Genomic DNA, 19,764 nt, shown 5'->3' on the forward strand with positions numbered 1-19,764 from the left:
ATTTCTATTGAAGTCCCTTGCGTATATAGTTCGCTGTAACCGGGGCTTTCCCTAGGTCTCTTGCCCATATTGATAATTGCCCAATATGATGAACTTCATGTACGATCAAGTGCTTCAACACTTCTCCATATGTATAACGATCCTCATCCAAAATTAATTCGATTTTGTCGAGATCCTCGTGCCACCCCATAACAAACTCTTTAATCTCGTCATGCCATTTATGATGTAGTTCAATAACGTCTTCAATTGTTCGATAATCACTCACTATTAATTCGGCAACCCTGCCACCTTTCAAGTCTTGAATCCAATCATGTTCGACCACAATGATATGAAGAAGTGTGTGAAGGATATTACCTAATCCGCCTTTTCTCTCGGCCAGTAGTTGTTCATTGGAAAATTGTTTACACCAATTGAACCAGTCTTCTCTAACCATCCAATTATATAAAAATAAATTTTTCATGATCTTCTCCTTTCACATCAGTCAGATATCGACATTATATACATTCAACAAAAAACAATCATTTCCTTTTTTTGATAAAACTTACACTCCCTAGAAAAATTTAAAAAGCATAAATCCACTATTTCTCCACATGTAAAGGTTTACAAAAAAGGGATTTGAAATTCGACAAAAAAAGATGATGAAATCTTTAATCAACACTGATATAATCCTCTAAGTAATACATTATCTATATAAAAAAAGGTGGGCATTATGGGGAATACATGTAGATTTGTTGTGAACGCGATCGGAAAAGGTGGCGAAACATATTACACCCATTGTAAGGATAAACAAGAATTAAAAAACTGGATTTCAGAAAACCAAGATAAATTATCGATGAGTGATCTTAAAATTTCAGATCGAAGCAGAAATCCATTGCTACGATTAGTAAGTCTTATTAAATAATAATATTAATACAAAGCTGTAACGCCATTTTATATGGCTTTTTTTTTATAAAAAATTGAACGTTTGGGAGCAGATGATAATGGTCCAAGGACTAAAAAAAATCGCTAAATTTAAGTTATCTAAAAAACTGATACGGATTAACCCAGCCCAAACTCTTTCTCTTGGGTTTCTAATTCTCATTCTAGTTGGAACCTTATTGTTAATGCTACCTTTTGCCACACAGGATCGACATCATCTTTCGTTTATTGATGCCCTGTTTCAAGCAACATCAGCGGTTTGTGTGACTGGTTTAGTCGTGGTGGACACTCATACAACCTTCACTATGTTTGGCCAAATCGTTTTGATGGTCTTAATTCAAATCGGTGGATTAGGTTTTATGACGGTTGGTATTCTTGTTGCCTTGTTTCTCGGCAAAAACATTGGCTTACAAAGTCGACTGATGATTCAAGAGTCACTAAATCAGCTTTCAATGGAAGGAATGGTAAAACTCGTAAAGTTTGTAATAGGGTTTACTTTTTTCATAGAAGGCATTGGGGCTGTTATCCTTGCGTTTCGTTTCGCCCAAGACTTCGCCATTCCAAAAGCGATTTATTATGGCATCTTTCATTCGATTTCTGCGTTTAATAACGCAGGCTTTGATATAATGGGAGATTTCCGCAGTATGACCAGCTATGTCGGCGATTTCACCGTTATCATGGTCCTTACCTCACTATTAATCATTGGAGGGATCGGCTATACAGTCGTCCTAGATATCGTTCGAAAAAAATCAATTAAGAAGCTTTCTCTGCACACAAAAATCGTGCTTATTATGACTGTTCTTCTAAATGTGGTCGGTACTGTTCTCATCTTTACTTTAGAATATAATAATCCTGGAACTCTTGGTCCGTTAGGGTTAAAGGATAAATTGTTAGGTGCATATTTTCATGGAGTCGTGCCAAGAACGGCTGGATTTAATTCTTTGAACATGGGCGAATTAACGTTAAGTTCCCAGTTTGTCACGATGGTCCTGATGTTCATTGGTGGTGGTTCAGGTGGAACGGCAGGAGGAATTAAAGTGACAACAGTCGCGATTATTTTCCTGGCAATCTGGGCCTTGATTCGTGGCAAAGAAGATGTGAATACGATGGGTAGACGCTTGCCCAAGGATATAATCTATCGCGCATTTGCGATTACGGTTTATTCAACAGCCGTTGTGTTCATTACCTTGTTTATTTTAACTATTACAGAAGCGGCACCATTAAACGTTATTCTTTTTGAAGTCATCTCAGCGTTCGGAACAGTTGGTATGTCATTAGGACTTACCCCTGACTTAAGTCCAGTTGGGAAAATTGTAATCACCATCTTAATGTTTATCGGCCGAGTCGGTCCACTCACAATCGCCTTTGCACTAGCAAGAGCATCAAAAAAACAGCCACCATACCGATATGTCGAAGAGAAGGTTATGATTGGGTAGAGCTTGGATAGGATGTTTATACATACTATGACCACTATGGTGGGGTAGTTTGGATGAGCATCCTATTTTTTAGTTTCAGCTAGTTTGACCCTTCGTCGGATTATCCTGTATTCTCGCGGGATTGACCTGAACTTTCGCGGGATTCCAGGCTCTTTTCGCGGGATTATCATGCTTTTTCGTGGGATTCCAGGCTCTTTTCGCGGGATTACCTCGTTCATCTTCACCATTCATGGCGCTTCGTCGGATTATCCTGTATTTTCGCGGGATTAACCTGAACTTTCGTGGGATTCCAGGCTCTTTTCGCGGGATTACCTCGTCCGCCTTCACCATTCTTGGCACTTCGTCGGATTATCCTGTATTTTCGCGGGATCATCATGCTTTTTCGTGGGATTCCAGGCTCTTTTCGCGGGATTACCTCGTCCATCTTCACCAATTATGACGCTTCGTCGGATTATCCTTTATTCTCGCGGGATTAGTATGCTTTTTCGCGGAATTCCAGGCTCTTTTCGCGGGATTATCTCGTCCATCTTCACCAATCATGGCGCTTCGTCGGATTATCCTGTATTCTCGCGGGATTATCATGCTATCTCGCGGAATTCCATGCTCTTTTCGCGGGATTACCTCGTCCGCCTTCACCATTCTTGGCGCTTCGTCGGATTATCCTGTATTCTCGCGGGATTATCATGCTTTTTCGTGGGATTCCAGCCTCTTTTCGAGGGATTACCTCGTCCGCCTTCACCATTCTTGGCACTTCGTCGGATTATCCTGTATTCTCGCGGGATTATCATGCTATCTCGCGGAATTCCAGGCTCTTTTCGCGGAATTCCCACGCCCCACCTACACCAATCACGACACTTCACCACTTTAACTCACTAAATGAGACACCAGAACCGTCCCCATGTTACAATTATATTTCATTCTTACTACTGTTTGGGAAAATGACATAAATCTGTGATAAAATGTACCTACTATTTAGAGGAAGTGTATACATGAAACCTATAAATGTAGTAAGAGAAGTTTTTTCTTGGGTTAAAGCGATTATAATTGCTGTTGTCATCTCGATTGTAGTGACTATGTTTTTAGTACAACCTTATTCTGTTAGTGGTAGTTCAATGGAACCGACTCTAACGGGTCAAAGTCAGGATGATCCTAATCAAGTAGGGGACAGAGTTATTGTCATAAAAAAAGCTCTACTACTAGGTAATGGCCCTGACCATGGTGATATGGTTATTATTGATAGTAGGATAGATGAAAAACGTAGTTGGCTTGATGATTTGAGGGATAGTCCGATTATCTCTGTTCTTGCCAATAAAGATAAAGGTAGTAATGATCAAACAAATATTTGGATTAAACGTGTAATTGGTGAACCTGGAGACATTTTAGAAATCAGAGATGGTTACCTTTATCGGAATAATGAAAAGCTTGAAGAAAGTTATATAAAAGAGAAAATGAATTATCCTTTTGAACGAATGGTTGTCCCTGAAGGAACCGTGTTTGTAATGGGTGATAACCGTAACTTTAGCAGTGACAGTCGTGAAATCGGACCAGTTCCACTTGATCATATCGTCGGTGAAGTTGTGATGAGAATGTATCCTTTTAAGAAGTTTGAGCTATTTTAAATAATAAAAAGGCTGTCCTATGAGTGAATTCCACTACTTTTAGGACAGCCTATTTTTTACCTCTTAAGTTTAATACTACTTACTTTTCTGTTTTCCCTTTGACTTTCTAAAGCGGTACCCAATATAAAGCACATATAAAGGCACTGCAAAATAGATAAAATAAGGAAAGTCACTACTTCTATAAACATAATATAGCATCAGACCAAAGAGAATCGTAATGATTGTTCCATACTTGGGAAGCGGAACGTCCTTAAAGCTTGGGATTTTAATTTTACTAACCATTAATAATGCAAGTATAACAAATGACGTTGTAATCACAATTGATGGGATCCATGGCTTTAGCATGACAATAAAGGTTAATAATCCCCCAGCTGCTGTAATTGGAATACCTGTGAAATAGCGAGTTGAATTCTTTGATGTTACATTAAATCGCGCTAGTCGAAAGGCACCAAATAGTGGGAACATCCCAGCTACTAGCAAGCCAATCATGCCATGATTTGAAAAAGAAACATAATACACTAATACAGCTGGAGCAACCCCAAATGTTACAACATCTGCAAGGGAATCAAGCTCTTTTCCAAGTTCGGACTGTGCATTTAGCATTCTAGCTAATCGACCATCCATACTATCTAACATCATACCAATTAAGATTAAGGTCGATGCATTTTTGAAATCTCCGTTTGCTGCGAAGAAAATGGATAAAAACCCAACATACAAATTAGAAAGGGTAAATAAGTTTGGAATGCTTCTTCTAAGTATTTTTCCGTACAATCTCATACCTCCAACACACTGTGGCTAATAATTCCTATAGTGTTATTAATTATATACTATTTATTCAGTTTATGGTAAGAGAACTCTAAATGAATTGAAGCCATCTAATTATTCTATGATAAATTAGCACTTTTTATATCCTTTTTTTAAAAGCACGATCCTTATATTTTCCTGAGCACTAACAACAGCAGAAGCAGACAGCTATCTGTCCCTTCAAAATAAAGGCTGTTTTCTCAAAGTTGGTTGTTTTAAACATAAAGTATTGAAATGGCAGTTACTAGCAGGCTGAATACACGGAGACTCCTGCGGGACCAGTGGCCAGAGTGAGACCCCGCAGGAGCTTTTGCGACGAGGAGGCTCACTGGTCACCCGCCGGACGCGGAGTGTATTCAGCCTGCGGCTTTAATAGCAGCATTTTATACGAAAACAGCCAAATAAAAAAGGGTTGATTAAGGTGTAAACACCAAGAATCAACCCCTCCAATTCACAATGTTGTAAACGATTACATTTATAGTTTTTATATTAAAACCTTCACTAAAATTTTAAACCATCCAAGAAAAGATATCCATAAAGGTATGCTTAATGTCGTTCCCCAAACCATGCCAACAAATAAGTGATTTGATTCCTCTCTCACTAAGACCATCTCCTTTAATAGATTTATACCCTGACTTCACTATATATGAAACTTAGAGCGATGTGTGTCTCATTCTGTCAGACCATTCAAAATATTTTTATATTACTTATACTGTTTATTATATCCTATATAGCAACTAATTCCCACTAAAAAATAAGAAAAATGACGAACATTGTCGAAATGACTCTAAATTCTTTCTAAACCGGACGACATTTTTCTACAATAACAAAATAGGACAAGTGGTATGATTAGCCAATATTGGCAAAGTACATGAAAATGTATGACGCAAAGCTATAGGGGCTACGTTTTTTACAAATAGGCCAGCCAGCTGCATCTATTACTTTTATCAGGGGGAAAATATAGATGCCATATTACTCATTTAAAGAAGTTTGGACGCCATTTGCAATTGTTAAAGTGCGATTTTTCAGATGTATAAATGACGGCAGTGTATTTATGAAGGTTGGAAACCGACCTCGTAAACAACTGTTCTCAAATTAATTTATATAAAATTATTATACTAGAGTAGTTTTTTACTCTAGTTTTTATTTTTCTATTCAATATTAAAAGATCTTTGTACGTATAGGACAACTCCCACTAAGCATATCCATGTTTTATAAAGGCTTGGTCACAGATTCATTTGCCTTTACAAACAAGTTTAGGGGGCCTATTTTAATGAAGTACAGGAGAAAGAAATCATCAAGTGGATTCATCATAATAGGTTTGATCATTATTGCATTCATACTCGTTTTATACTTTCTGTTTCGCAGCACACCAGAATCACAGGTTAAAAGAGTGGTAGATGATTTTTATCAATATGAGCAGGAATCAGATTTCGGAAATGCATGGGAATTGTTTCATCCTTTTATGAGAGATAAATTCACAAGAAGAGGCTACATTCAGGATCGTAATCATGTCTTCATGGGGCACTTTGATGTGAGCACATTCTCTTATACGATCGGAGACCCGAAGTTACTGGATTCTTGGAAAATGTCCCGGGAAAGTGATCCAATTAATGAAGTCTATCAAATACCAATCACACAAACCTTCAAAAGTAAGTTTGGCACTTTCACATTAAGTCAGGATGTGTTTGTCGCAAAGGATAAGGAAGATGGAGATTGGTCCATTTTATGGTCGTATGAATAACGAACCTGAAGCAGAATTCGCCCCTCATCTTGGCCCCATTTCCCTGAAAATTAGATACTCATATATAATAGGGTTGTCCCATTGTAAATGTGCAAGAACCACCTTCTTTATAGTAGCTTAAGGTGGATTCCTTGCACTAATGGGATAATCTTATTTTAATTTGCATTAGCATTTCTTATCGTTCTAGCAAGCTCTTCAATCATGTTTTTTGCATTCATATCAGATAGGTTTTCACCCTTCATATATGCTCGCAATAATACCTGCTTAAATTCTTCAAGATTCAATTGACCTTGAGCCTTGGACTTTTTATTGTCCAAAATTATCACCTCTTAAAATGATAAGCGCATGGCGCCCGTGATCGGCGCAAGGCATAAAATGACCTCGAGCCGGTGGATCCTTGCGCTAGACACCAAAATAAGTATAAGTTTATATACTTCTTATATTTATACGCAAGCCCTTAACCTTTTGCGACTGTACCATGAGAAGATCTAGAAAAATGATGATGTCAAAACAATGTCTAATCATGTAAGAGAGCGATTTTATTTCAAGAATGCGTTATAATAGAAGGATGAAATTCTTTAGAAGTAACTATTTGAATATTCTTACACCAATATCTATTTGGCGGTCATGTTTAATTTAGGAGGTGGAGATCTGTCATGCTAGAGCATGAGGTAGCAAAAGAAATCATTCTTGATTATGCTGAAGTGTTAAAAAAGAAATACTCATTCAACCGTGAAGATGATCGAAACTTAATCAAAAAAGGGCTTAATTTATATCGTCAAGGTAGTGTCTATAATGTCCAATTTCATAATCAAAGGGTTCACGGTAGAGTTCAAGATGTGATTCCTGTTGAGGTGACACTTGATTTAGAGTTTACAGATGAAAGTCAATGTAGCTGCCCTTCTCCAAGCTTTTGTCGTCACCGGATGGCGTTGTTTTTTTCAATCTATGCGAGTGTTGCAAGGATTGGCGCACTTCTAGATGAATGGAAAGAAGACGTAATCACTACTAATTTGAATAGCTTACCGACACTTAGATCTGCGAAGGATTTACATAAACCATATGAGGACTTATCACTAGTCAGCTGGCAGTCATTTTTTAAACGAGAATATGAAATGTTTCTAAATCAATATTCAGAGCGAGATCGGCATTTCTTTTCAAATGCTTATTATCATTTCTTTCAATCTGTGATCGGAAAGTCGCCAAAGGTTTCTGAAACGAAACGATTGTTCTCGATTCATGCTGGGATTTTCACAGTCAATAAAATGATTGAAGCAATTGATAAGCATCAGCTTCAGCCGTTCCAGTTTGAATCTACAGTTAGTCAGCATGTCCATAATGTTGTTGATGATGTGCTTGATGATATCTTTCATTTACGAGCAATATCACTTCCGTTTGCATTAGATACGATTTTATATGAAAGCATTGATTCTGTACGTGAAACCTTATTACGTGAGGATTATTTTCTGTTTAACCGGTTCTCAATTTATCGTGCATTATGGTCTGTCTTGTTTAATCGTAAAAAGTGGATTGAGGAAGAAGAAGAGCTGTTAGCAACAACTGATAGTGATGATCATGATGGCAACCTATTGGCGTTAGTCCATCTTGCGTTTTTACAGCGAAGAGATCAGGAAGCGATTAACTATTTATCCCGCTTAGATAGCTCTTATGTGACTTATAGTTTTTGGTGGATTCATGTTTTATCCAATAATCATGATTGGAAACGAGCTCGCTATTGGATTGACTATGCAGCGCGGCATATAGATAGCTATATTAAGGGCTTAGGATCTTATGAAGCTTGTCGACATTTTACTAGATCGTTTCTAAGTGAAGTGTCTGGGTACTGTGAGGCAAACAATCCAGAGCTTTATATTCAAATGATGAAAAAACTGCTTCCATATAGCTTTGTCGAGCTTGATCATCATTTATTACATATTCGTGATTATAAGGCATGGGTTGATTTGCAAATTCTTGTTGGCTACAATGCAAGTGATTGTGATCGTCATACATTAAAGTTAATTGAAGAGAATGAACGAGAGGCACTTCTGCCTTTTTACCATCATGCCGTAATGGATGCGCTCGAACAGAAAAATCGTTCTAGTTATAAGCAAGCTGTTAAGTATTTACGAAAACTACGTACCTCCTACCGTCAGATCAATCAGCTGGATGTTTGGGAGATTTATATCGAGAAGCTCGCCCTAACTCATAAGCGTCTTCGTGCGTTTCAAGAGGAATTAGTTCGAGCAAAATTAGTCGTGCAGCAGTAGAATTTTCAAAACAAAGTAGGTGATTATATGCTAGTAACTCGGACGATTACCATTGATTGTGAATGGGATGGAATACAGGGCTGTTATGTATGGTGTAAGAATGAAATGGGTGAAGAAATGAACCTCAGAAAGGTTCGGACACTTCTTTTTTCCCATCATAAATCATCTTATTATGGTTCTTTTGTTGAATTAAAAGAAATTCATTCCCATCAAGCCTTCTATTTAACACCATGGCAAGCACTTGATTTTTTCGCAAATCAATCACAAAACACATTAGCACATTTTAATTATACGGAAGACTGTGATCTCTATAGAGAGAGTGCAGAGCTTTTATATGAAGCAATCGTTGATGGAACATTTATCCCTGATTTTGAACAATGGTTAGATGGTGAATTTGGTTGGACAATCGAAGAGATGACCTTAGATTTATTTTCAAAAGAGTGGTTAACTGCGGCATTACATGATTGGTTTGATCAAGATCCTTCCTTGAGTGAGGGTTGGAATCACCTTCTCCGTGAATTCCCCTTGCTTAAGCATGCAGGAAATCAGTTAGTCGCTGCCAATGAAACCGATTGGCTTGAGAAAATTGGTTGGATACAGGATACCTCCCCCTTCGATGTGGTGCTAAGGCTGGTTGAACCTGATGAAGATGATGAGCCATGGGTGATTGAGACGATTTTGCGTGATAAAAAAAATGAGCAAATTGCTTATTCTTATGGAGATAAATTACCGATCTCATGGAGAGATTTTGTAGAAAAAGTCGATCGCGAGCAAAAGGTGTGGGGGATGATTGTTCCATGGCTTCGTGCTGAAAATGAGACGATTATCCGTGAAATTTCCGAGTTTCAGGCCTGGTCTTTTTTAACAGAGGATAGTGAGCGCTTGCTTGAAGCAGGTGTGGAAATTCAGCTTCCATCATGGTGGCAAGCGATCAAGGATGCACAACTAGCAGTTAAAGCGAAGGTGAAATCGACTTCTGCGACTGCACGAAAATCTTTTGTTGGACTGAATGCCTTGATTGATTTTGATTGGCGCTTTTCGACCAATGGAGTTGACCTTTCTGAGGATGAGTTCATGAGCCTTGTTGATCAGAAACGAAGGCTTGTCAATATTCGTGGAAGGTGGATCAAGCTTGACCCTGCCTTCATCAAGCAGGTCCAGTCTATTTTAACGAAAGCAAATAAAGAAGGTCTTAGCTTCCGCGATATATTGGAACAGGAACTATTAGCTAAAGAACAGGGTCTTGAGGAAGCAGTTGATTCAACGAATCCTTTTGCCAATGTTGAAATCGAGTTAAATCGTCATCTATCGAAAATGGTCAAATCGCTCGGTGAAATTAAGGAAATTCCACATGTAGAGTTATCAGCAGATTTCAAAGGTGAATTACGACCATATCAACAGCAAGGTGTTGACTGGCTGCTGTATTTACGCCGCTTTGGGTTTGGGGCCTGCTTGGCTGATGATATGGGACTTGGGAAAACGATTCAAATGATCGCCTATTTCCTTACTATTAAAGAGCAAGGTTCAAAGCCATCTCTCATCATTTGCCCTACTTCCGTACTTGGGAACTGGCAAAAGGAGCTTGAGAAATTTGGACCTACCTTGAAGGTGCATCTTCACTATGGGCAAAATCGTCGCAAGGGTGAAGATTTCCCGATTGCTGTTTCAGATGCGGATGTTGTCTTAACCTCATATGGTTTATCACATTTGGATTATGAGGAGATTTCTGCATATGAATGGGGCACGATTTGTTTAGATGAAGCCCAGAACATTAAGAATGCCCAAACGAAACAGTCTCGTGCGATCCGCAACTTAGCTGGTGCGCATCATATTGCTTTAACCGGGACACCTATGGAGAATCGATTAACTGAGTTATGGTCGATCTTTGATTTTACAAATGAAGGCTATTTGGGTAGCTTAGGTCAGTTTCAAAAACGATACGTGGCTCCCATTGAGAAGGACCGGGATACAGAACGAATCGGTCAGCTACAACGTTTAATCCGTCCATTTTTATTAAGACGAACGAAGAAAGATGAAGATGTGGCACTTAATTTACCTGATAAACAAGAGCAAAAGGAATATTGCCCACTAACTGTTGAGCAGGCATCCATGTATGAACAGCTTGTTAAGGATACATTTGAACAGGTTGAACAGGTTGCTGGCATGCAGCGTAAGGGCCTTATTTTAAAAATGCTAAGTAAGTTAAAGCAAGTATGTAATCATCCTTCCTTATATTTAAAAGAAGAACGCCCTAGTCGAATTGAAACTCGTTCGAATAAAATGGAGAAGCTCCTTGATTTAGTAACTAATATTCGTGAACAAGAGGAAAGCTGTTTAATCTTCACTCAATACATTCAAATGGGTGAAATGATTCAGTCAGTTCTTGAAAAGCAGCTAAATGAAAAGGTGTTGTTTCTAAACGGTAGTGTCCCTAAGAATACACGTGATGAAATGATTGCAAACTTCCAGGATCGAAAGTTTAATGTATTGATTCTGTCACTTAAAGCTGGTGGAACCGGGTTAAACTTAACAGAGGCAAACCACGTGATCCATTATGACCGTTGGTGGAATCCAGCTGTTGAAAACCAAGCAACAGACCGCGCTTATCGAATTGGTCAAAAACGATTTGTACATGTTCACAAGCTCATTAGTACAGGTACACTTGAGGAAAAAATCGATGAAATGCTTGAAAAGAAACAGGCGCTAAACGATGAAATCATCCAAAGTGAAAGCTGGATTACAGAATTGTCAAATCATGATCTTAAGGATCTTCTGTCACTACGATAGGAGTTGTGGTCTAAGGAGTTGATTTAGATGGTAAAAGCGGTAAAAACGAAAAATGAACGAAAGAAAAAAGTGGTTGTGAACGAAAAGCATAAAGATAAAGATGAAGCATGGCAACGTTTTTTGACATTGGTTGAGGCGAAGATTAAGAGGTAGAGGTAAGTAGCTGAAAACCCAGTGAATGCTTGAGGCTATGTTTCAATTAGAGGTGTTCTATCGGACAAAGTCGGAGCTCTGATCATCGACTTTGTCTAAAATGGGTGGTCTATTGGACAAACTAAGCACTCTGACCTTCAGTTTTGTCTAATAGGAGCGCTCTATCGGACAAACTAAGCTCTCTGGCCTCCTGTTTTGTCTAATAGGAGCTTTCTATTGGACAAACTCAGCTCTCTGGCCTCCTGTTTTGTCTAATAGGAGCGCTCTATCGGACAAACTAAGCTCTCTGGTCTCCTGTTTTGTCTATTAGAAGCGCTCTATCGGACAAACTAAGCACCCTGACCTTCAGTTTTGTCTAATAGGAGCGCTCTATCGGACAAAGTCATTACTCTGTCTAGAGTTTTGTCTATTAGACGACCATCAACATAATCAAATAAAAACCTCTTCCCTAAAAAAAAAAAACACCTGACTCTCAGATTGGGGACGAAAACCGTTTAGGTGGGTTTTCTAAGTCTAGAGTCAGGTAATTTTATGGGATAATTGTGGCTATGTTCTCTGATTGGATATTATTCGTTCGGATTGGTACGAGGTTGTTTTACATTTTTATAAAAATAATTGTGAGTAATTTGTTCAGTATATGGATTTTTACTTTGAAGACATATTTGCGGTGAAGTTTAAGCTAATCGCAATGATGGTACACCTTACTTTCTGGTAGTGTATCGATGCTAATAAACGGCTTAGTGTTGTTACTCTCTATTTGATTGAACCTCTCGTCAATTTGACCAAGAAGTGTTTCAAGATGTCGCCCTATTCCAATTGCTAATTTATCAATTCGTTTATGGATCATATTTACTTCATGATCTTTCATGTTCTCCTCCTTATTGCTCTACTAATTCTCTAGGCTTACCACCCATGAATTTGACTGATTCTGCTAGCACCTCAGTCACATAAACTCTTTTGCCATTGTTCTCATAGCTACGGGTTTGAATTCTACCACTAACACCAACAATTGACCCCTTTTTACAATAGTTTGCTGTGTTTTCAGCTGTTTTTCTCCATAGCGTACAATTCACAAAGTCTGCTTCAATTTCACCGGCATTGCTTTTAAAATTACGACTAACCGCCAGTGTTACATTAGCAACAGCCTGACCTTCCTGTGTATAGCGGATCTCAGGATCTCTTGTCAATCTCCCTACTAAAATCACTTGGTTAATCACTGTTGTAGTCTCCTTTCCATTTTGTTTGAGTTGTGATGTGAGAATAGCTTTCACATGCTTATCATACCGACCTCCCTCCCTCCAGTAAAATTCACATTTTTACATTTTCATACAAATTCTGTCATAAAATACGATATTTATTCATAAATTTAGAGTCATATATCTAAGTTGTTGTTCACGGAAAAAGATATTTACTCATTTTAATACTAATTTTCTTATGTTTGGTTGAAGTACAGAAAAAGGTATAAAATAAGAAAGAGGATCATTATATACAAAACTGTAATTTGACTGATATATTTCTTCTGAGTTTGGTGTGATATAATTTTTTGATAGAGCGAAATTGAATACAACCTAAAGTATTACTTTAGTTATAAGATATCTTAAATAACAGGGAGGGTATTTTTTGAAGACATTTAAGCTTGTGTCTCTCAGTATTTTACCGGATGTGCCTTTAGAAAGAATGCAAGTTGATGTAGATTTGATAGATGGGCTCATTATAAATCGAGAAGATAGTAGAAAGCGCTGGATTATCGAAGCATTTGTTGATAAAAAGTATGCTGATTCCTTTTCTACTTATATGGCGAATAACGAGGAGCTGCATCTTAAAGTAACGATTACCGATCGTTCAAATGATCCAGCTTTGGTTGCTGCAAAAGTAATGTCGGTTAATGTCTTTTCAGAACATATTAGTGTGTTGTTTGATGCAAAACTTGAACGCACTAAATTTGTTAATTCAGAAATGATTCTTGCCCAGTTATTGGAGGAAGGCCTACAGGGTGACGACTTACTTAAAAGTTTTAATTCAATCGTGCATGAAGAACGTAAGAAATTGATGATCATTAAATAGTGGTCATCAAGGGTAATTGAACCGATTAGTCTTATTGGACAGAACTACGGGCTTTAACGCTTGGTTTGTCCAATAGGACGGCTCTATCGGACAGAACTATAGGTCTTCACGCTTAGTTTGTCCAATAGGACGGCTCTATTGAACAGAACTAGGCGCCTTCACGCTTGGTTTGTCCAATAGAACGGCTCTATCGAACAAAACTACCAGCTTCTTGCTTGGTTTGTCTAATAGGACGGCTCTATCGGACAGAACTATAGGTCTTCACGCTTGGTTTGTCCAATAGGACGGCTCTATTGAACAAAACCATGGGCCTTCACGCTTGGTTTGTCCAATAGGACGGCTCTATTGAACAAAACTATGGGCCTTCACGCTTGGTTTGTCCAATAGAACGGCTCTATCGAACAAAACTACCCGCCTTCTTGCTCGATTTGTCCAATAGGACGGCTCTATCGAACAAAACCACCCGATTCACGCTTGGTTTGTCCAATAGAACATTCTCTCCCCCAACAAACAACCTTCCAAAACTACAAACCTGCTGCTTTTTCACCTAACTAAACCAATTCCCAAAAACAGCTTGTTTAAAAACACACTAAAAAAGCCCCCTATAAAAGGAGACTCTTCATAGATGATCCAAAGAAAACTTATTTGTTTTCTTCATCTTCTGGTGTTTCTTCAGGTGTAGGAGTGCCAGTCTCACCCGTTTCAGCTCCAGTATCGCCAGTTCCTGCTTCAGTTTCTCCAGTCTCCGCGTCTCCTGTTGCTGCTCCGTTCTCACCAGCTTCTGTTCCAGCATCAGTTCCTGTATCATCACCCATGTCCATATCCACATCTTCTTCAGGTGTTACGTCATCAACAGGAGTTTCTTCTGGTGGTGGATCTTGGTCATCTGCAGCACAGCCAGTAATTAATGCTGCCGCAAGTAGAGATCCAGAAAGCTTCAAAAGCCATTTCTTATTCATCACAATTCCTCCTTTCTTCTGAAAATAGAATGACCCGATTAGTGTAGGTCTTTGATTAGCTTACCCAATCAGTTGATTATTTTGCATTTCAAGGAAAAAAATTAGAAAGCGGCACTTATATTTAGTAATAAATTTTAGAAAAAAATTCCTTTTGGGATATCGACAGGAAAATGTGGATTACAACGCTAAGCTCTCGATTGTTATCTTTATACACCAACAATTAATAAAGAGGTTGAAAAAAAGAGGGATTTCAAAATCCCCCTTTCCTATGGTTAAATCTACTATTATTCATTGTTCGCAATTTCATTGAGTTGTTCAATAATCTTTTCTAATTCAGTATATTTAACTTCTATATCCTTTATCCTTGAGTGTTGTTCGTCAAAGCTACTTAACACTTCCTCTGTTGATGCACTTTGTTCTTCCGTAACACTAGCAATTGCTTCTACCTCTTCAGATATACTTTCGGAGGATTGGTTTAATTCACCTAACATTTTTTCGATTTTTTTAGAAGCATTAGTCGTTTCTTCTGCATTTAATATTATCTTTTCAAAAACAGCTTGAACAGATGATAGGGCTTTCTCACTATATTCTGCAGCTTCGTCTCCCTTTTGAGCTTGGTCAATTGCCATGTGTACTTTTTCTTCTATTCCATTTAAAATGGTCTGGATTAATTCTGTTGATTTTTTGGAACTCTCTGCCAGTTTTCGAACTTCATCTGCTACTACCGCGAATCCTTTTCCGTGTTCTCCAGCATGTGCTGCCTCAATTGCTGCATTAAGCGCTAGTAAATTAGTCTGGTTAGAAATTTCATTAATTTCAACAATGATATTTGCAATTTTTGAGCTCTGCTCATTTAATTCTTGCGTAACGATAACCATACCACCTATAACACTAGAGATGTTACCAATCTCGTTCTGTAATTGGTTTAAGTTTTGATTACCTTCTTTTACAACGATTAAATTTTCTAATGACTTCCCAGACATTTCATCAGCAGTTTCTTTTACTCCATTTGTAAATTTAGAAGTATTCCTAATAGAATCGTTAATTCTTGAAATGCTCTCTACTTGATTAGAAGACCCTGATGCCATTTCATTAAACGTATGTGACAAGTCCTGCGAAATGCTAGATGTGGAACTTATAGTTTGAACCAATTGAGTGCTAAAGCTGTTTAAAGTAGTAATAGCCATCCTAATAGACTCATTATTTTGTTCGCTTTTATCTTTCATTTTAATTACTTCTTTTATTAAAGAATCGACATGGTTTCTTACCTTAACATTGAAACCACCTTGAACAAAAATAACTCCTATTATTAAAACGATAAAGAAGTTAACAGAGTATAGTTCCGGCAATAAGTTTTCAGGAAGTGTAAAGTTATAACTTTTCGAAAAGCCAATATTAGATATAATTAAGCACCCTATACCAACTATAAGAGTTAAGATCCAATCTTCATACATTGCGATTAATATTAAGTAAAATACAATAAGAAAAAATAAAGACAGAGTTACAGTTGGGCTAAAGAATGTCACAAAAGTAGATAATATAAATGAAACTACTATGATATATTTTGTAAGATTAGTAAATAACCTTTTAATAACTAATAATGTTATAACTGTATTAATAATTATACTTATTGAAAACATGCCAAGTGTTTCAATAATACTAAAACCTGACATTACAACAAATGACATACTAATAATGGAAGTAAACCACAAAATCATAATTAATAGCTTATTCCTTTGATAAATAAGTTCATCTTTTTTATTTAATTCCGTAAGTGCATTACTCAATATGTTTCTCTCCTTAGTTTTAATTCTAGTCCGTGTATAAGTATAAGGTATATCGGACTATTTAACTAGAAAAATATTGAAAATTAAATAGGTATATATTACTGTTTATAGATATATAAATTCCATATCATTCCTAAAAAAAGGATTATCCGAAGGATTGGTGCATTAGTGTACATTATAGGCTAATGAATGGCAAATTGGCCAAGGATTGATACCTTCTTAGCCTACTTACTATCATAATAATTTTGGCTGTTTTCTCAAAGTTTGTTGTTTTAGAAAATAGAGTATTGAAATGGAATTTACAAACACGTAGACTCCTGTGGGACCAGTGGTAAAAGTGAGACCCAGCAGGAGTATTAGCGACGAGGAGGCTTACTGGTCACCCGCCGGACGCGGAGTGTATTCAGCCTGCGGCTTTTAAAGTGCAACAATCTTTACGAAAACAGCCTTTTGAAAATAAAAAAACGCCTGGAACCATTGCTTGTCCAAGCGTGTTTTTAAAAATTATTCCTTTTTATCACCAAGTGCAAACATTAATTCCATTTCGCAAACGAGTTCACCGTCAACTGTAGCAACGGCTTTCCCTTTGCCCATTGATCCACGAACACGTGTCATTTCAACTTCCAGACGTAGTTGGTCACCAGGAACAACTTGTCTTTTAAAACGGCAATTATCAATGCCTGCAAAAAAAGCAAGGCGACCACGGTTTTCATCTTTAACTAGCATTGCAACAGCACCAACCTGAGCCAATGCTTCAACAATAAGGACACCTGGCATTACTGGAAATTCAGGGAAATGTCCGTTAAAAAACTCTTCATTGGCTGTTACATTTTTAACACCAACAGCACGTTTTCCTTCTTCAAGCTCGAGGATTCGGTCCACTAACAAGAATGGATAGCGGTGAGGGATAATTTCTTTAATTTGATTAATGTCTAACATATTTTACCTCCTTTACGTACAAGGTAATTATGTTATTTTTTTTCAACTAAGTCAATGATATGTTGCCATGTTGATGTTTTTAGCGCGTCTGTCGGTTCTCCATCTCCAATGACACCATACCCAACAATTACACCAGCTGTTGCACTTAGCAAAATAAGAGCAGCGACAATTAATAGACGTAGCCAGATTGGGATCAGACGTAATCGAACAAGTCGTCTCGTCTTACCTGGCTTTTCTTTTGCTATTGCTTCTTCTTGCTGCCTATGTTCGGCGCGTGTTCTTTCTTGTGAATTGTTATGTTCAGTGGTCACTTCGGATTTCACCCGTCCTTTAGCGTATTCCATTCACTAACCCCATCATTTGATCTGCTAGTGAAATTGATTTTGCATTGAACTGATATGACCTTTGAGTGAGCATTAACTCAGTCATTTCTTTCGCCATATCTACGTTTGACTGTTCAAGTGCGCCTTGTGTGATCCCAATTTCGGCACGCATATCACCGTTAAGTTCCATAAATACTTCGTTCTCATCTAATCCTAAAGCTTCAAAGTCTGGTAATCCAAACAGATTATTTCCCTTAGCTTCTAAAAGCTGTGGCTTATTAACCTGAACAACAGACAGCTCAAAGTTTTGGGCTTGTCCATTATTACCGTTCACAGTTAGTCTGCCCTCTTTTGAAATAATAAGGTCCTTGAATTGGTCTAAGAATTCAATAGGCTCACCATCAGCATCTAAGACTGGATGTCCCTCTGATGTAACTAATGATACTCGGTTTGTTCCATCATTTATTGGTGATAGATAAAGCGCTCCATCTCTCGTTAAAGTAGGAGTTTGGATGCCATTTTCTTCAACCATAACTTGCAGGAATTGCCCAATGTTTGTCAAAGCAAGATCTAACTGTCGGTTTGTCGCTTGAATAGCTCCTGGCGCTAAATTAAGAGTCGTTTGTCCAAGTCTAGCTCCAACACCCTGTCTAATTCCTGCAGGCGTTAATCGGCCTTCTGACTCTGCCTCTGGTGCTTTAATATTATTAAACTGTTGAAACAAGAGTTCACCAAATTGCACATCACGTTTCTTATATCCATTGGTATTCACATTCGCCATATTATGACCAATAAGATCCAATTGCTTTTGAAGCTGTGTCATTGTATTTGTTGCAGTAATCATTGAACGATTCACGTTATTTCCTCCTGAGGCTGCTTTAGTCACTCGAAACATTAATGATCAAGGCTCTTTTTAAGAACTTATAACCTATTCACCCGAATAAGTTGCGAAAATAACCAGGTAAATTAGCGCAAACGACCAATTTCATTGACTGCTTTTTCCATACTTCTATCATAGGCTTGCAGAATCTTTTGGTTTGCTTCAAATGCACGATATGCAGTCATCATATCAGTCATCGATGCTGCTACATCTACATTTGACCTTTCAATATACCCTTGTCTAATCGCGTAAGTTGTGTCTGGATTATTGTTTGCATTGACCATTTCACCATCTTCAGTGGCCGCAAACAATCCATTTCCTTCCTTTACTAGATTATTAGAGTTTTGGGAAAAAGTAATACCAATGTTGTTTACTTCAAATCCATTTTCTAAAATGGCCCCATTTGACGCTACACTAAATTGCTCATTTTCTAACTGAATCCGATTTCCGTTTTCATTTAGAACATAATATCCCTCGTTCGTTGTTAAATAACCAGCACCATCAAGTGTGAAGTTACCATTACGTGTATAGCGCACGTCACCGTTTGCATTTTCAACCGTAAAGAACAATGATCCACCTTCTGGAACATTTCCGTTCACAAGTGCAAGGTCTGCATTTCTCCCTGTTTCTCGGATATCACCTTGAGAAAATTGCGGTGTTGCTTCTTGCATATATACTCCAGTCGTCAAACTACCAATGTTTGTAGACGTTGTAAATTTCTTAGATGGTACTGCACTATTTGATTCCATCCTTTGTAAAAGCATTTCCGGAAACGCCTTTAATGAGGATTGATCTGCTTTGAATCCTGGCGTATTTGCGTTTGCGATATTGTTTGTTAACATTTCTGTACGTCGCTGTTGAGCGAACATACCTGATGCAGCTGTATAAAAACCTCTTAGCAAAGATTCCACCTCTTTTTTAGTTAGCTCCATGTTGCAGTTGATAAGAGCTCAATTTTAAAGACTGTTATTTACATGGCTTGTTGTTTCTTACAAATCTATATCGTTTCTGTCTTTGGAAGGAACAGTCTAATAAAAAATCAAATAAGACGATTTTAAACATCTTCTTCTTATTTTAGTAGAAA

At 37.8% G+C, this 19,764-nt stretch carries 20 protein-coding genes and 1 riboswitch; of the genes, 9 read left to right on the forward strand and 11 right to left on the reverse strand.

The window, feature by feature from the left end:
- Positions 1–4: 4 nt before the first annotated feature.
- A complete protein-coding gene (locus BLQ56_RS09970) occupies positions 5–460 on the reverse strand; it encodes a DinB family protein (protein ID WP_090853186.1) in 456 nt (151 codons plus the stop codon).
- A 249-nt stretch (positions 461–709) separates the two neighbouring features.
- Here BLQ56_RS09970 and BLQ56_RS09975 point away from each other — a divergent pair, with 249 nt between their 5' ends.
- From BLQ56_RS09975 to lepB, 3 genes are all read left to right on the forward strand, one after another.
- Positions 710–901 (forward strand): hypothetical protein, encoded by a 192-nt coding sequence (locus BLQ56_RS09975; protein ID WP_090853189.1) that lies wholly within the window; start codon positions 710–712, stop codon positions 899–901.
- 79 nt (positions 902–980) lie between these two features.
- Entirely contained in the window at positions 981–2,354 is a 1,374-nt protein-coding gene (locus BLQ56_RS09980) for a TrkH family potassium uptake protein (RefSeq protein ID WP_090853192.1), read from the forward strand.
- A gap of 989 nt (positions 2,355–3,343) precedes the next feature.
- Complete coding sequence (gene lepB / locus BLQ56_RS10000; RefSeq protein WP_090853203.1) at positions 3,344–3,973, forward strand: signal peptidase I; 630 nt, start codon at positions 3,344–3,346, stop codon at positions 3,971–3,973.
- Positions 3,974–4,048: 75 nt separating this feature from the next.
- Here the strand turns inward: lepB and pssA are convergent, their stop codons facing one another.
- A complete protein-coding gene (pssA, locus tag BLQ56_RS10005; protein ID WP_386756465.1) occupies positions 4,049–4,744 on the reverse strand; it encodes a CDP-diacylglycerol--serine O-phosphatidyltransferase in 696 nt (231 codons plus the stop codon).
- A gap of 884 nt (positions 4,745–5,628) precedes the next feature.
- Positions 5,629–5,714, forward strand: a riboswitch (cyclic di-GMP riboswitch).
- A gap of 27 nt (positions 5,715–5,741) precedes the next feature.
- Here pssA and BLQ56_RS24060 point away from each other — a divergent pair.
- Positions 5,742–5,876, forward strand: a complete 135-nt coding sequence (locus tag BLQ56_RS24060) for a hypothetical protein (RefSeq protein WP_274380219.1) — start codon at positions 5,742–5,744, stop codon at positions 5,874–5,876.
- A gap of 174 nt (positions 5,877–6,050) precedes the next feature.
- Positions 6,051–6,521, forward strand: a complete 471-nt coding sequence (locus BLQ56_RS10010) for a hypothetical protein (RefSeq protein WP_090853209.1) — start codon at positions 6,051–6,053, stop codon at positions 6,519–6,521.
- A 155-nt stretch (positions 6,522–6,676) separates the two neighbouring features.
- Here the strand turns inward: BLQ56_RS10010 and BLQ56_RS23500 are convergent, their stop codons facing one another.
- Positions 6,677–6,838 carry a YwzD family small protein gene (locus BLQ56_RS23500; RefSeq protein WP_175490260.1) on the reverse strand — a complete coding sequence of 54 codons (162 nt, stop codon included), beginning with the start codon at positions 6,836–6,838 and terminating at the stop codon, positions 6,677–6,679.
- Between the two features lie 339 nt (positions 6,839–7,177).
- On the opposite strand from BLQ56_RS23500, the gene BLQ56_RS10015 reads away from it, so the two are divergent.
- Genes BLQ56_RS10015 through BLQ56_RS24065 form a run of 3 tightly spaced genes read left to right on the forward strand, consistent with a single transcriptional unit; the run spans position 7,178 to position 11,728 of the window.
- Entirely contained in the window at positions 7,178–8,788 is a 1,611-nt protein-coding gene (locus tag BLQ56_RS10015; RefSeq protein ID WP_090853212.1) for an SWIM zinc finger family protein, read from the forward strand.
- A 27-nt stretch (positions 8,789–8,815) separates the two neighbouring features.
- Positions 8,816–11,575, forward strand: coding sequence for a DEAD/DEAH box helicase (locus BLQ56_RS10020; RefSeq protein ID WP_090853216.1), 2,760 nt, complete (start codon positions 8,816–8,818; stop codon positions 11,573–11,575).
- Between the two features lie 27 nt (positions 11,576–11,602).
- Positions 11,603–11,728, forward strand: coding sequence for a hypothetical protein (locus tag BLQ56_RS24065; protein WP_274380220.1), 126 nt, complete (start codon positions 11,603–11,605; stop codon positions 11,726–11,728).
- 679 nt (positions 11,729–12,407) lie between these two features.
- Here BLQ56_RS24065 and BLQ56_RS10025 read toward each other — a convergent pair.
- Complete coding sequence (locus tag BLQ56_RS10025; RefSeq protein ID WP_090853219.1) at positions 12,408–12,596, reverse strand: hypothetical protein; 189 nt, start codon at positions 12,594–12,596, stop codon at positions 12,408–12,410.
- Positions 12,597–12,606: 10 nt separating this feature from the next.
- Positions 12,607–12,945 (reverse strand): single-stranded DNA-binding protein, encoded by a 339-nt coding sequence (gene ssb, locus BLQ56_RS10030; protein WP_090853950.1) that lies wholly within the window; start codon positions 12,943–12,945, stop codon positions 12,607–12,609.
- 403 nt (positions 12,946–13,348) lie between these two features.
- Here ssb and BLQ56_RS10035 point away from each other — a divergent pair, with 403 nt between their 5' ends.
- A complete protein-coding gene (locus BLQ56_RS10035) occupies positions 13,349–13,792 on the forward strand; it encodes a YwpF family protein (RefSeq protein WP_090853222.1) in 444 nt (147 codons plus the stop codon).
- 641 nt (positions 13,793–14,433) lie between these two features.
- On the opposite strand, the gene BLQ56_RS10040 is transcribed toward BLQ56_RS10035, so the two are convergent.
- From BLQ56_RS10040 to BLQ56_RS10065, 6 genes are all read right to left on the reverse strand, one after another.
- On the reverse strand, positions 14,434–14,751 hold the full coding sequence (locus BLQ56_RS10040; RefSeq protein WP_090853225.1) for a hypothetical protein: 318 nt from the start codon (positions 14,749–14,751) through the stop codon (positions 14,434–14,436).
- Between the two features lie 284 nt (positions 14,752–15,035).
- Positions 15,036–16,538, reverse strand: a complete 1,503-nt coding sequence (locus tag BLQ56_RS10045; RefSeq protein WP_090853227.1) for a methyl-accepting chemotaxis protein — start codon at positions 16,536–16,538, stop codon at positions 15,036–15,038.
- A 504-nt stretch (positions 16,539–17,042) separates the two neighbouring features.
- Positions 17,043–17,477, reverse strand: coding sequence for a 3-hydroxyacyl-ACP dehydratase FabZ (gene fabZ, locus BLQ56_RS10050; protein ID WP_090853230.1), 435 nt, complete (start codon positions 17,475–17,477; stop codon positions 17,043–17,045).
- 32 nt (positions 17,478–17,509) lie between these two features.
- Positions 17,510–17,821, reverse strand: coding sequence for a DNA-directed RNA polymerase subunit beta (locus tag BLQ56_RS10055; RefSeq protein WP_090853233.1), 312 nt, complete (start codon positions 17,819–17,821; stop codon positions 17,510–17,512).
- Complete coding sequence (locus BLQ56_RS10060; RefSeq protein WP_090853236.1) at positions 17,808–18,656, reverse strand: flagellar hook-basal body protein; 849 nt, start codon at positions 18,654–18,656, stop codon at positions 17,808–17,810. The genes BLQ56_RS10055 and BLQ56_RS10060 overlap by 14 nt, the downstream gene beginning before the upstream one ends.
- Positions 18,657–18,766: 110 nt before the next feature.
- Positions 18,767–19,582, reverse strand: coding sequence for a flagellar hook-basal body protein (locus BLQ56_RS10065; RefSeq protein ID WP_090853239.1), 816 nt, complete (start codon positions 19,580–19,582; stop codon positions 18,767–18,769).
- Positions 19,583–19,764 lie beyond the last annotated feature (182 nt).

It is taken from the genome of Litchfieldia salsa (genome assembly GCF_900104555.1).
Lineage (GTDB): Bacteria > Bacillota > Bacilli > Bacillales > Bacillaceae_L > Litchfieldia > Litchfieldia salsa.